Origin of the sequence: Nocardia sp. NPDC047654, assembly GCF_043205035.1 — a bacterium.
Classification (GTDB): Bacteria; Actinomycetota; Actinomycetes; order Mycobacteriales; family Mycobacteriaceae; genus Nocardia.
This window is the reverse complement of the sequence record NZ_JBIDDF010000001.1, coordinates 1317802-1329928: the sequence shown is the minus strand read 5'-3', so window position 1 is coordinate 1329928 and position 12127 is coordinate 1317802. Positions and strand designations below refer to the sequence as shown.

Sequence of the window (12127 nt, the reverse complement as noted above, 5' to 3'; positions counted from 1 at the left end):
GAATCAGTCCCGCACTACCGGCTGGCGCCCGCGGCGGCACCGATGAGGCCGCCGACCACGCAACCGGGGAAGACCCCGACGATGAAGAACACGAGACCGACCAGCGCCCCGATGGCACAGCCGATCGCCACCCCGCCCAATGTGGACCCCGCGTCACCGATGAACTGCGGCGCGCCCGGTTCCGGGACGGCGGCTCCGATGGGGCTCAAGGTCAAGGTCGTCCCGGCCGCATCGATGTCGGGCGCCACTTCGACCTGCTGGCCGAACATGGACACCATGGTCGTGGGCACCGTGGTCACGACCGATCCGTCGGGCCCCAGCACCGCGATCCCCCCCGGCGTGCGGGCGAACGTACCGGAGTCGAGCGTGACCACAGCGCTCGTCCGGTCCGGCGCGACGGACGTGGTGTAGGAGACACCGCTCTCGTTCCCGCTCACCACGGGGTCGTAGATCTCGGCCTGCCCGTACGCCGTCGCCGCGGTCACGCCGGTGGCGGCAATGGTCAGCAGCGTGGTCGCAACCAATTCTCTGAACTTCATGAGCCTTCCCATCCTCAGCAGATTCGATCTGTCGTTACCTGGGTACAGCCGTGAAACACTAGCGATTATAGGCGTTGGACATCACCATTTCCGGCACTTGAGAATGTCCGAAATGTCTTGCCCGCCAAGCTGTTCGGCGGTCATCCAGGGGAGGACGGGAAGGCGGCTCCCGCTACTCCAGCTCCCCTTCGGTCTCCAAGTAGACCTGCCGCAGTCGATCGAGCGTGTCCGATTCGGGGTGTTCCCACAGTTTGCGCTCGGCCGCCTCCAGCAGCCGCTCGGCAATGCCGTGCAGCGCCCAAGGATTGGACTGCTCCATGAACTTCCGGTTCACCTCGTCGAAAACGTAGCTCTCCGAGAGCTTCTCGTACATCCAATCGGCTACCACGTTGGTGGTGGCGTCATAGCCGAACAGGTAGTCGACGGTCGCCGCCATTTCGAACGCGCCCTTGTAGCCGTGCCTGCGCATCGCCTCGAGCCACCGGGGGTTCACCACCCGGGCCCGGAACACTCGCGCAGTCTCCTCGGACAGCGTCCGGGTGCGCACCGCGTCCGGGCGGGTGCTGTCGCCGATGTAGGCCTCCGGGTTCTTGCCCGTCAGCGCCCGCACCGTCGCGACCATGCCGCCGTGGAACTGGAAATAGTCGTCGGAGTCGGCGATGTCGTGCTCGCGGGTGTCGGTGTTCTTGGCCGCCACGGCGATCCGCCGGTACGCGCCGCGCATGTCCTCGGCGGCGGGCGCGCCGTCGAGGTCGCGTCCGTAGGCGTAGCCGCCCCAGGTGGTGTACACCTGCGCGAGGTCGTCGTCGGTGCGCCAGCTCTTCGAATCGATCAGCTGCAACAGGCCGGCCCCGTAGGTGCCGGGCTTGGAGCCGAAGATGCGGGTGGTGGCGCGCCGCCGGTCGCCGTGCTCGGCGAGATCGGCTTGGGCATGCGCCCGCACGTAGTTCGCCTCGTCCGGCTCGTCCAAGTCGGCGACCAGGCGGACCGCATCGTCGAGCAGGGCGAGCACGTGCGGGAACGCGTCGCGGAAGAAGCCGCTGATGCGCACCGTCACATCGATGCGGGGACGGCCGAGTTCGGCGAGCGGGATCACCTCGAGCGTGCTGACGCGGCGGCTCGCCTCGTCCCAGACCGGCCGGACGCCCAGCAGCGCGAGGACTTCGGCGATGTCGTCGCCGGAGGTGCGCATGGCGGAGGTGCCCCAGATCGACAGGCCCACCGACCGCGGGTACTCGCCGTGATCGGCGCGGTAGCGCTCCAGCAGGGATTCCGCCATGGCCTGCCCGGTCTCCCAGGCCAGCCGGGACGGCACGGCCTTGGGATCGACCGAGTAGAAATTGCGTCCGGTCGGCAGGACGTTGATCAGGCCGCGCAACGGCGAACCGCTCGGGCCCGCCGGGATGAACCCGCCGTCGAGCGCGTGCAGCACCCGCTCGATCTCCACGCCGGTCTGCCGCAGGCGCGGCACCACCTCGGTGGCCGCGAACCGCAGTACCCGGCGCACCTCGGGGTTGTCGGTGATGCCGTCCACCGCCTCGGCCGACCAGTCCGCCGCCTGCAACGCCGCGACCAACGCGCGGGCGCGGTCCTCCACGGCGTCCACGCGCTCGCGCGCCTCCCCGCCCGACTCGTCCAGGCCGAGGGCTTCGCGCAGACCGGGCACGGTGCGCTCGCCGCCCCACAGCTGGCGCGCGCGCAGCATGGCCAGCACCAGATCGAGTTCGCTCTCCCCCGCCGGGGCTTGTCCCAGGATGTGCAGGCCGTCGCGGATCTGCACGTCCTTGATCTCGCACAGCCAGCCGTCGACGTGCAGCAGCATGTCGTCGAAGGAGTCCTCGTCCGGGCGCTCGGTGAGGCCGAGGTCGTGGTCCATCTTCGCGGCGCGCATCAGCGTCCAGATCTGCTGGCGGATGGCGGGCAGCTTGGCCGGGTCCAGCGCGGAGATGTTGGCGTGCTCGTCGAGCAACTGCTCGAGACGTGAGATGTCGCCGTAGCTTTCGGCCCGGGCCATCGGCGGGATCAGGTGATCCACCAGGGTGGCGTGCGCGCGCCGCTTGGCCTGGGTGCCCTCACCGGGGTCGTTCACCAGGAACGGATAGATCAGCGGCAAGTCGCCGAGGGCGGCATCGGTTCCACACGAGGCGGACATGCCGAGCGTTTTGCCCGGCAGCCACTCCAGGTTCCCGTGCTTGCCCAGGTGCACCATCGCGTCCGCGCCGAAACCGTCGGGCGATCCGAGCCACCGGTAGGCCGCCAGGTAATGGTGGCTGGGTGGCAGATCGGGGTCGTGGTAGATCGCGACGGGGTTCTCGCCGAAACCACGCGGCGGCTGCACCATCAGCGCGACATTGCCGAAACGCAGCGCGGCGATGACGATCTCCCCGCCCGGGTCGGACGAGCGGTCGACGTAGAGTTCGCCCGGCGGCGGGCCCCACGCTTCCACGACGGCGTCGCGCAGGTCGCCGGGCAGGGTGTCGAACCAGGCCGCGTAGGTGGCCGCGCCGATGCGGATCGGGTTGCCCTCGAGCTGTTCGGCGGTCAGCCAGTCGGGGTCCTGGCCGCCCGCCGCGATCAGGGCGTGGATGAGGGCGTCGCCGTCCCGCTCGTCCAGGCCGGGGATCTCGCCGGGTGCGCCGAGATCGTAACCGGCGGCACGCATTTCGGTGAGCAGGCGGATCGCGCTGGCCGGGGTGTCGAGGCCGACGGCGTTGCCGATGCGGGCGTGCTTGGTCGGGTAGGCCGACAACATGACCGCGATACGCTTGCGCGCGGCGGGGATGTGGCGCAGCCGCGCGTAGCGCGTCGCGATGCCCGCGACCCGGGCGGCGCGCTCGGGATCGGGGACATAGGTGGACAGGCCGTCGGCGTCGAATTCCTTGAACGAGAACGGGACCGTGATGATCCGTCCGTCGAATTCCGGCACCGCGACCTGGGTGGCGACGTCCAGCGGTGACAGCCCGTCGTCGTTGGCCTCCCACTGCGCGCGGCCGGTGGTCAGGCACAGCCCTTGCAGGATGGGCACGTCCAGGTCGGCGAGCGCGCCGACATCCCAAGCCTCGTCCTCGCCGCCCGCCGACGCGGTGGCGGGCTTGGTGCCGCCGGCGGCCAGCACCGTCACCACCAGCGCGTCGGCGCGGCGCAGGGTCGCGATCAACTCGGGTTCGGGGGTGCGCAGCGACGCGCAGTACAGCGGCAGCGCCCGCGCACCCGCCTGTTCGATCGCGGTGCACAGCGCGTCGACGTAGGCGGTGTTGCCCGCCAGATGCTGAGCGCGGTAGTAGATCACCGCCACCGTCGGCCCGTCGGCCTGCGCGGCGGCGACCCGGTCCAGTTCGCCCCAGCTGGGCAACTGGATCGGGGGTTCGAAACCGTGGCCGGTCAGCAGCACGGTGTCGGACAGGAAATTGTGCAGCTGGCGCAGGTTCTCCGGGCCGCCGGCGGCGAGGTAGTTGTGCGCGTCGGCCGCGACACCACCCGGCACGGTGGAGCACTCCATCAATTCGGCGTCCGGGGCGATCTCGCCGCCGAGCGCGACGAGCGGGATCCCGCTCGCGCGCAGCGCCTCCAGCCCGTCCTCCCAGGCCCGCTTGCCACCGAGGATGCGCACGATCACCAGATCGGCGCCGTCGAGCAGGCCGGGCAGGTCGTCGACCAGCAGGCGAGCCGGATTCCCCCAGCGGTAGTCGGCGCCGCTGGCGCGGGCACTGAGCAGATCGGTGTCGGACGTGGACAACAACACAATCACGGGTGGCAGCCTTCCTCGGGTGACGCGCCCATCGGGGGGTTCGCTGCTCGCCGGGGAGGGTCTGGCTTTCTACAGTGGCGCGACCGCACCGGACTTCCACCGGTTTCCTCGTCGTCCGCCGAGCACGCCGATGCTACCCGCCGTTCGGGCCGGGCTCGTCCACGCGTCCGCCCCGCTGCACCGTCCGGCGTTCGCGGTCGCTCGACCGGGCGGCCAGGAAGTCGTCGACGAGCCGCGCGCATTCGGCCGGGGTGGTCGGCGCGAGTCCGACCAGCCTGGCGAAGACGATCGGGCCGACGAGCTGGGTCAGCGCCAGCGTCACGTCGAACTCGCCGAGTTGGGCGCGCACCTCCGGATCGCCGAACAGCTGATCGAACGGCTTGCGGTACTGCTCGATGAGCCGCTGGCGCAGCGAGGTGAACGCCGGACCCGCACCGGACGCGCCGCGCTCGCCGGTGGCCAGCCACGCCAGCGTGGACATCTGCAACGGGGCCTCGTTGACGACCGCGGCCTGCCTGCTGAGCAATTCGGTGAGCCGTTGCCGCAGCGGACCGTCCGGCGGCGCCTCGATGACCGGAGGGAGCAGCCGCTCGAGCGTGGCGGCGCGCAACTGCACGGCGTTGTCGAAATGCCGGTACAGCGTGGTGCGCGCGACCTTGGACATGGTCGTCACCGCTTCGACGGTGACCGCTTCCAGCCCACCGGATTTCAACAGCGCCGTCGCGGCGTCGAGCAGCCTGGCCCGGGAGCGCAGCTTGCGCGGATCGACCTCGTCACCGGGGTCAGGGTGCGGGGGCGGTTCTGCGGCACCGGTCATGGGTCGAACATTCCTCCTTCGCGACGCCTATCGCCACCCCGCCCACTTATGCTACTGATAGTAGCGTAGCGATACTGACAGTTTTGTTCTGCCGGGGAGGCGCCATGGAGTCCACCACGAGACGTTTGTCAGCCGCTCAGCGCTGGATGTTGACGATCTCCTGTGCCACCGTGGCCCTGGTCGTCGCGTCGATGGCGGCTTTGTACACCGCACTGCCGGAGATCGCCGCCGCCACCGGAGCCAGTCAGCAGCAGCTCACCTGGGTCATCGATGGGTACACCCTGGCGCTGGCCTGCCTGGTTCTTCCGGCGGGCGCGCTCGGCGACCGGTACGGGCGGCGCGCCGTCCTGATCACCGGGCTGTTCGTGTTCGCGGCGGCCTCGGCAACGCCCGTACTGCTCGATACGCCCGGCTGGTTGATCGCGGGCCGGACGGTGGCCGGTGCGGGGGCCGCTCTGGTCATGCCCTCGACGCTGTCGCTGATCACCGCCGGATTTCCCGAGTCACGGCGGAGCAATGCCGTCGGGCTGTGGGCGGGTGTGGCCGGCGCGGGAGCGGTGCTGGGCATCCTCGGGTCGGGCCTACTGCTCGAGCAGTGGTCGTGGGCGTCGATCCTGCTCGCCATGTCCATCGCGGGCCTGCTCCTGATGATCGCGGGGTTCACGCTGCCGGAATCGGTCGACCGGGCACGTCCCGCGGTGGACCTGTGGGGCGCGCTCACCTCGGCCGCGGCCGTCGGATCGCTGGTAGTGGCCGCGATCGCGGCGCCCGAGCGTGGCTGGCTGGATCCGCTGGTGATCGGCACGGCCGTCGTCGCGGTGCTGGCGGCGGCGGCGTTCGTGGTGGTGGAGACACGGGTGGCACACCCGCTGCTGGATGTGCGCCTGTTCACCCATCGAGGCTTCGGTTCGGGGACCGCGGCGGTGACCCTCCAGTTCCTCGTGTGCTTCGGGACCTTCCTGCTGATGGTCCAGTTCCTGCAGCTGATCCTCGGGTACGGGCCACTGATGTCGGCGCTGGCGATGGCGCCGATGGTCGTGCCGATGGTGGCGATCTCCGCGGTGGCGCCCCGGCTGGCCGAACGGACCGGACTGCGGCTACCGATGGCCGGCGGGCTGGCGATCATCGGAATCGCGCTCATCGCGCTCTCCGGCCTCGACGTCGACAGCACCTACGTCGATCTGCTCTGGCCGTTCCTGATCATGAGCAGCGGTACCGGACTGTGCACCGCACCCGCGACGGCCGCGATCATCGCGGGCACCCCGGTGGAGAAACACAGCGTCGCCGCCGCGGTGAACGACGCGGCGCGCGAAGTCGGCGCGGCGGTCGGCATCGCCATCGCGGGCAGCATCCTGGCCGCCGGCTACAGCACCCGCATCGCGCCCGCCTTGCCGCAGGTGCCCGAACAGATTCGCGAACCGGTCGGCGACTCACTGGCCGCGGCGCTGCAGGTCACCGAGCGGGTGGGCCCGCAAGCCGCGCCCCTGGCCGAGTTCGCCGAGTCCGCCTTCGTCTACGGCGCCCAGCAATCCGCGCTGGCGCTGGGCATTCTCACCCTCGTCGCCGCGATACCGATCGGCGTGTGGGCGCCGGGACGGTCGCGCGCGGAAGCGAAACCCGCGGTCGCGCGGCCGGAAACGCAACCGACGACGCCCCGATGACAGCTCGCGATGCCGCCGCGGCACGACCGAACAGCACGACACCGTCGCCGATGTGACAGCGGCACGCGAGACGATTGCGCGAACCCGATCCGGGTCGCCGAACGGTCCCCCCGCGCACACACCGGACCTACACCAGGTCCGCGTTCCCGTCGATCACCTTGAGGTGGTAGTGGAATCGGTTGACCCGCCACCCGTCCGCCGTGCGTTCGACGCCGAGGGAGTAGCTGCCGACGAAGGTGCGGGTCTTGCCCTCGACCGCGGCGTTCTTGACGTGCACCGCGATGGCGTCCGCGTGCACGCGCGCCGTGTCACCGTCCAGATCGATGAGATGGTTGCCCGACTGGTGATGCACCCCGTCGAGGTCGGCGAGGCCGGTGCGCCAATCCGCGATGATGTCGGCGGCGGCCCGCTCCCCGACCGGCCCGCCGAACCCGCCGTCGAAATCCACGCTCGGCGTGAAGACCTCGGCCGACAAGTCTTCCCAGCGCTTCTGATCGGTGTACACGAACATTTTGGTGATCACATCGATGATGGCGAGCCGGTCGGCGAGGGTGGAGATTTCGGACATACGGCGACCTTAGTCGGCGCGGGCGTGCGAGGTCTTGCGGACCATCCCGCCCGGCAGCACGAGTCCGGTGTCCGGAAGATCGTCGTCGAGCCACCGTTGCAGCGGAACCACACCGGGACCGATCATTTCGAAGCCCTGGAACAACGACTCCACCACGGCCGGAGACCGGTAGACCACCTGGGCCGAGGAGTTGGCGGTATCCGACGACGACTGCGTGATGAAGTCCGGATCGCTGTCGGCGGAGCCGTGGGTGAACGCCAGGTGGCTTCCCGGCGCCATGGCCGCACCGAGGCGGGCGACGATCCCGGCCGGGTCCTCGTCGTCCATCACGAAGTGCAGGACCCCGACGAGCGTGATCGCCACCGGTTCACCGAAGTCGATCACCCCTTCGTCGCGCAGCCGATCGAGAATGTCGTCCGGCCTGCGCACGTCGCCCAGCATGGCCGTGACCCCCTCGGCCCCGGCGAGCAGGGCTCCGCAGTGCGCGTACACGACCGGGTCGAAATCGACGTACGCCACCCGCGCCGACGGATCGATTCTGCGGGCGACCTCGTGCACGTTCGGTGAGGTCGGGATACCCGCGCCGAGATCGATGAACTGCCGGATCCCCGCCTCGGCGGCCAGCTCGACTGCCCGCACCAGGAACTTCCGGCTGAACCAGGCCAACGTGCGGGTGTCCGGTGCGATGGACAGCATGCGGTGCGCGACCACCCGGTCGACCTCGTAGTTGTCTTTGCCGCCCAGCAGATAGTCGTATACCCGGGCGGAATTCGGCAGATTCGGATCGACGCCCCGCGGTGCTCGCTCCATGCCGCACACCGTACCGTTTCGATCACTCCGGTCGGGTTCGTAACGAACTGCCCCTTCCCCTCGCCGCCATTCGTTCCGGCGCAGCGAACATCTGCCGGTCGAAAGCGCTGTGGGAGAGTCAATTACCGTTGCCTCCCGGACCAAGTCGCCGCCGCGAGCACCTCGGCCCTCGCCATGAGTAGGTCCGCCACCGGGCGGGGGCGACGGCCCAGACCGCACGCGCAGGCGACTCCGTCGACCGGGCGGCCCAGCGCATGCTCCAGAGTCCGCAACGTCTCCAACTGCTGTGCCTCGGCAGGAACATCGTGCACCAACCCGGCATAGAAATCGGTGCCCGCCGCCAAAGCCAGATCCACCAGCGGCGCATAGAATTCCGGATCGGCCGACGGCGGTATGTCGCCCGCGGCGACCGGGCCGTGTACGAATTGCAGGATGCGCCCCCGCGGCCAATTCCGGACGACGGAATTGGCCAAATCGACCAGCGGCCGGGCATCACGCAACTTTCCCCGGGCTTTGTTGCGCAGGCTGCCGAGGCACAGGTGCACACCGAAACGGGTCCCCTCGGGAGCGGCCGCGGCCAGCGCGGCGATCCCCTCGCCCAGTCCCAGCGCCCGATCGACCAGCCGGTGCGACGGCTGCGCCCTCGCCGTGAGCACCAGTTCCGCGGTGGCCTCCAACTGCACGACGACGTCGTCGCCGGCCAGCGCGCGGATGGCCGCGATCTCGCGCACGGTGGCGTCGAAGAATGCTCGGCGATGGCGCCGCAGACCGGCGGCTCCCATGGCGATGAACGTCAGGGTGAAATCGGTCGGCATGCCGATCTGGAGCGCGAGGCCGGGCAACTCGCGCATGCCACGCAGTTCGCGGAAAATCGGCAGTGCCTCCTCTGCCTCCCGGAGATATCCGAGATCCATGATTTCCCCGCGTAATTCGGCGCCGCGAGCGACGCGATGAATCGTCCGGTCCCGGCTCGACCGCCACGTCCCCGGCTTCTTCACCGCCAGGACACCCTGGGTGACAAGGTCTTCGATAATCGGCTGGATGTAGAACTCGTAGCGCCGCGTCTCCCCGGTCGGCAGGGTACGCAGCCGCGCCCCCACGCTGTCCAGCATGGCCTTCATCGCGACATCCGTGCTCTCGGCCGGAAAGCTACCGACGAAGTGCACCGTTCGCATACCCGCCCCTTGCCCCGTCGCACCCATGTTCCCGCGCTCCTCGTTCACCGCGTCGTCCCGGACATCCGCTCCCGACGCGATATCGGGCGCGGCCGGGTGCACGCGTGCGGCATCAACTATGCGACAGCCACCGACCATTCTGTGCGGTATCGTCATTCGCCGACAGTCACCAGGCATGACCGGCTCCGGCTCGGAAGGCGCTTCATCGATCGGCAGGACAACACCGTCTTCTCGATCACGATCTACGACACTCGCGAAGACCTCGACAACGCGATGCGCGAAGCCGACAGTGAGTACCGGTTCGCCGGTCTCGCCGCGCTGGGGTGTACCGCCATCGACGCCCGCTCGTTCGAGGTCGTCGCCGAAGCGGTCGACGACGGAGCCGCCGAATTCGACTTCGCCACACTCGTTCCGCCGGAGGGCGATCGACTGCTCGAGTCCGGAAATCAATTGCCGCGACGGCTGTTGTCACATCCTTCGGGTGAAGTCCGGGCCGTCGGCGACAGGTATTGCGCGCCATGGCATTCGGGCATAGCCTGCGTCGCGTGCGAACCTCGCTACGGTCGATCGTCGCGTCCGCGGCCGCAGTACTGCTCTGCCTGACACCCGGTACCGCCCACGCAGACGACACCGCGCCGGGCCGCTGCGAAGCGGTTTTTCTTCCCGTGCCGCTCGGGGAAATGGCCGGTTCCTTGTGCACTCCCGCCGCGGGCGCCACCGATACCGTCATGGTGCTGATCGCGGGCTCCAACTACAACCACACCTACTGGGATTTCCCCTACGCGCCGGAGACCTACAACTTCCGGCGCGCGATGAACGCCGCGGGCATCGCGACGCTGGCGGTCGACCGGCTCGGCAACGGTGCGAGCACCAGGCCGCCGAGCACGCAGGTCACGGCGACGGTTTCCGCTCGCGCCCTGCACGACATCGTGCAAGCCCTGCGCCGGGGACTCGCGGGCGCACCGCCGTTCGGCAAGGTCATCACCGGAGGCCATTCGCTCAGCTCGGGCATCGACGTCCTGGAGGCGACCACGTACCAGGACGTCGACGGCGTCCTGCTCACCGGCTTCTCCCACGCACTCAACGTGCCCGAAGTCCTCGGCGTGATCGCGACCTACCACCAAGCCGCCGAGGATCCGCTCTTCGGCGGGCGCGGCTACGACCCCGGCTACCTGACCACTCGGCCCGGTACCCGCGCGGGCGACTTCTTCGCCCCCGAGACGGCCGATCCCGAAGTACTCGCCGTCGACGAAGCGACCAAGGAAGTCTTCTCGCCCACGGAGTATCCCGACGGTTTGACCTCCACCCTCCCGCCGATGACCAACTTCATCGACGCCCCGGTGCTGGTCGTCGACGGCAGTCTGGACCGGCTCTCCTGCGGCCCCGGCTACGCCGTCTGCGCGGATGCCGAGACCTTGCGCGCCACCGAAGCGCCGTTCTTCGGCCCGGCGGCACGACTGCGCACGTACGTATTGCCCGGCAGCGGGCACTCGGTGAATCTCGCGCGCAACACCGCGGAGTATCGAGCCGCCGTCATCGACTGGGTGCGTTCGATCGGCGGGTGACCGGCCGTTCGCTGTGCCGGGCTCGCGCGACCGTAGGCTGGATGCCGCTATGACACGACGCGCTCCTGACTCCTGCCCGGGCGTGCTGCGGCTGCACGAGGCCGCCGACGGGCCGCTGGCACGAATCCGCGTGCCCGGCGGTCGCCTGGATCCCGCCCAGGTGCAAGCGCTGGCCGAGGCCGCGCTCGACCTGGCGGACGGGAACATCGAACTCACCTCCCGGGGCAACGTCCAATTACGCCGGGTGCGCGACGCCGGGACGCTGACCGACCGGCTCGCGGCCGCGGGCCTTCTGCCGAGCACCACGCACGAACGGGTGCGCAACATCATCGCCTCGCCGCTGTCCGGCCGGATCGGTGGCCTCGCGGACGTGCACCCCCTGGTTCCTGCGCTGGACACCGGCCTGCTCGCGTCGCCGCGGCTGGCCGGCCTGCCCGGCCGGGTGCTGTTCACCCTCGACGACGGACGCGGAGATGTCAGTGGGCTCGGCCCCGACATCGGGGTACACGCGACCGGGACCGACGAGTTCGCCCTGCTGCTGGCAGGCGGCGACAGCGGCCTGCGGCTGCGCGCCGCCGACGCGGTGGACGTCGCGCTCGCCGCCGCGCACGCGTTCCTGGACCTGCGCGGCGACGACGCGGGCCGCTGGCGGCTGCACGAGATCGAACACGGCGCCGAACGCGTCGTCGATCGCCTCGGCTTGTCCCCGACCGCCGAAAGACTCGAATTCTCCACCACACATCGCGTACCGATCGGATGGCTGGAGCAGGACAACGGAGCGGTCGGGCTCGGCGCGGGCGTGCGCCTCGGCTCGCTGCCCGCCCGCACCGCCGAGTTCCTCGCCGCGGTGCAGCGACCGATCTTCGTCACTCCGTGGCGCAGCCTGGTGATCACCGACCTGGCGGAGTGGGCCGCCGAACAGGTGGTGCGCGTGCTGGCGCCGATGGGTTTGATCTTCGACGCCGACTCGCCGTGGCTGCTGGTCAGCGCCTGCGCCGGACAGCCCGGCTGCGCGAAGTCGCATACCGACGTGCGGGCCGATGCGGCCGACGCGGTCGACACCGGAAGGGTGCTGCCCGGGGCAGCCGATCCGGCCGACGGCCCGCGGACGATATCCGCGACCGAGGTCACCGTCGCCGGACGTCAGCACTGGTCGGGGTGCGACCGCCGCTGCGGCCGCCCGCAGGGCGAGGTCACCGACATCGTCGCGACCGACGAGGGTTATCGCGTCGATTGACTCTCCG

Annotated in this window: 10 protein-coding genes; 4 read left to right on the top strand and 6 right to left on the bottom strand. The window is 69.9% G+C overall.

Going from position 1 to position 12127, the window contains the following annotated elements:
• Positions 1-14: 14 nt before the first annotated feature.
• The 3 genes from ACGF7Y_RS06290 to ACGF7Y_RS06280 form a co-directional block, all read right to left on the bottom strand.
• Positions 15-539 (bottom strand): hypothetical protein, encoded by a 525-nt coding sequence (locus tag ACGF7Y_RS06290; protein ID WP_357031569.1) that lies wholly within the window; start codon positions 537-539, stop codon positions 15-17.
• 172 nt (positions 540-711) lie between these two features.
• Entirely contained in the window at positions 712-4287 is a 3576-nt protein-coding gene (cobN, locus tag ACGF7Y_RS06285; RefSeq protein ID WP_393229846.1) for a cobaltochelatase subunit CobN, read from the bottom strand.
• A gap of 133 nt (positions 4288-4420) precedes the next feature.
• A complete protein-coding gene (locus ACGF7Y_RS06280) occupies positions 4421-5104 on the bottom strand; it encodes a TetR/AcrR family transcriptional regulator (protein WP_393229844.1) in 684 nt (227 codons plus the stop codon).
• A gap of 104 nt (positions 5105-5208) precedes the next feature.
• Here ACGF7Y_RS06280 and ACGF7Y_RS06275 point away from each other — a divergent pair, with 104 nt between their 5' ends.
• Entirely contained in the window at positions 5209-6765 is a 1557-nt protein-coding gene (locus ACGF7Y_RS06275) for an MFS transporter (protein WP_393229842.1), read from the top strand.
• Between the two features lie 127 nt (positions 6766-6892).
• Here the strand turns inward: ACGF7Y_RS06275 and ACGF7Y_RS06270 are convergent, their stop codons facing one another.
• The 3 genes from ACGF7Y_RS06270 to ACGF7Y_RS06260 all read right to left on the bottom strand — a co-directional run bounded on the left by ACGF7Y_RS06270 (position 6893) and on the right by ACGF7Y_RS06260 (position 9318).
• Entirely contained in the window at positions 6893-7333 is a 441-nt protein-coding gene (locus tag ACGF7Y_RS06270) for a nuclear transport factor 2 family protein (RefSeq protein ID WP_393229839.1), read from the bottom strand.
• 9 nt (positions 7334-7342) lie between these two features.
• Positions 7343-8143 (bottom strand): SAM-dependent methyltransferase, encoded by an 801-nt coding sequence (locus tag ACGF7Y_RS06265; protein WP_393229837.1) that lies wholly within the window; start codon positions 8141-8143, stop codon positions 7343-7345.
• A gap of 122 nt (positions 8144-8265) precedes the next feature.
• On the bottom strand, positions 8266-9318 hold the full coding sequence (locus ACGF7Y_RS06260; RefSeq protein WP_393229834.1) for a hypothetical protein: 1053 nt from the start codon (positions 9316-9318) through the stop codon (positions 8266-8268).
• Between the two features lie 141 nt (positions 9319-9459).
• Here ACGF7Y_RS06260 and ACGF7Y_RS06255 point away from each other — a divergent pair, with 141 nt between their 5' ends.
• From ACGF7Y_RS06255 to cobG, 3 genes are all read left to right on the top strand, one after another.
• Positions 9460-9921, top strand: coding sequence for a hypothetical protein (locus ACGF7Y_RS06255; RefSeq protein WP_393229831.1), 462 nt, complete (start codon positions 9460-9462; stop codon positions 9919-9921).
• A 77-nt stretch (positions 9922-9998) separates the two neighbouring features.
• Positions 9999-10883 (top strand): alpha/beta hydrolase, encoded by an 885-nt coding sequence (locus ACGF7Y_RS06250; protein ID WP_393229829.1) that lies wholly within the window; start codon positions 9999-10001, stop codon positions 10881-10883.
• 49 nt (positions 10884-10932) lie between these two features.
• A complete protein-coding gene (cobG, locus tag ACGF7Y_RS06245; RefSeq protein ID WP_393229826.1) occupies positions 10933-12120 on the top strand; it encodes a precorrin-3B synthase in 1188 nt (395 codons plus the stop codon).
• Positions 12121-12127 lie beyond the last annotated feature (7 nt).

Bases quoted from the DNA above. Each gene is read 5' to 3' on its own strand.
- cobG (WP_393229826.1), top strand. From the start codon at position 10,933: ATGACACGACGCGCTCCTGACTCCTGCCCGGGCGTGCTGCGGCTGCAC.
- ACGF7Y_RS06260 (WP_393229834.1), bottom strand. From the start codon at position 9,318: ATGCGAACGGTGCACTTCGTCGGTAGCTTTCCGGCCGAGAGCACGGAT.
- ACGF7Y_RS06280 (WP_393229844.1), bottom strand. From the start codon at position 5,104: ATGACCGGTGCCGCAGAACCGCCCCCGCACCCTGACCCCGGTGACGAG.
- ACGF7Y_RS06250 (WP_393229829.1), top strand. From the start codon at position 9,999: ATGGCCGGTTCCTTGTGCACTCCCGCCGCGGGCGCCACCGATACCGTC.
- ACGF7Y_RS06265 (WP_393229837.1), bottom strand. From the start codon at position 8,143: ATGGAGCGAGCACCGCGGGGCGTCGATCCGAATCTGCCGAATTCCGCC.
- ACGF7Y_RS06275 (WP_393229842.1), top strand. From the start codon at position 5,209: ATGGAGTCCACCACGAGACGTTTGTCAGCCGCTCAGCGCTGGATGTTG.
- ACGF7Y_RS06290 (WP_357031569.1), bottom strand. From the start codon at position 539: ATGAAGTTCAGAGAATTGGTTGCGACCACGCTGCTGACCATTGCCGCC.
- ACGF7Y_RS06270 (WP_393229839.1), bottom strand. From the start codon at position 7,333: ATGTCCGAAATCTCCACCCTCGCCGACCGGCTCGCCATCATCGATGTG.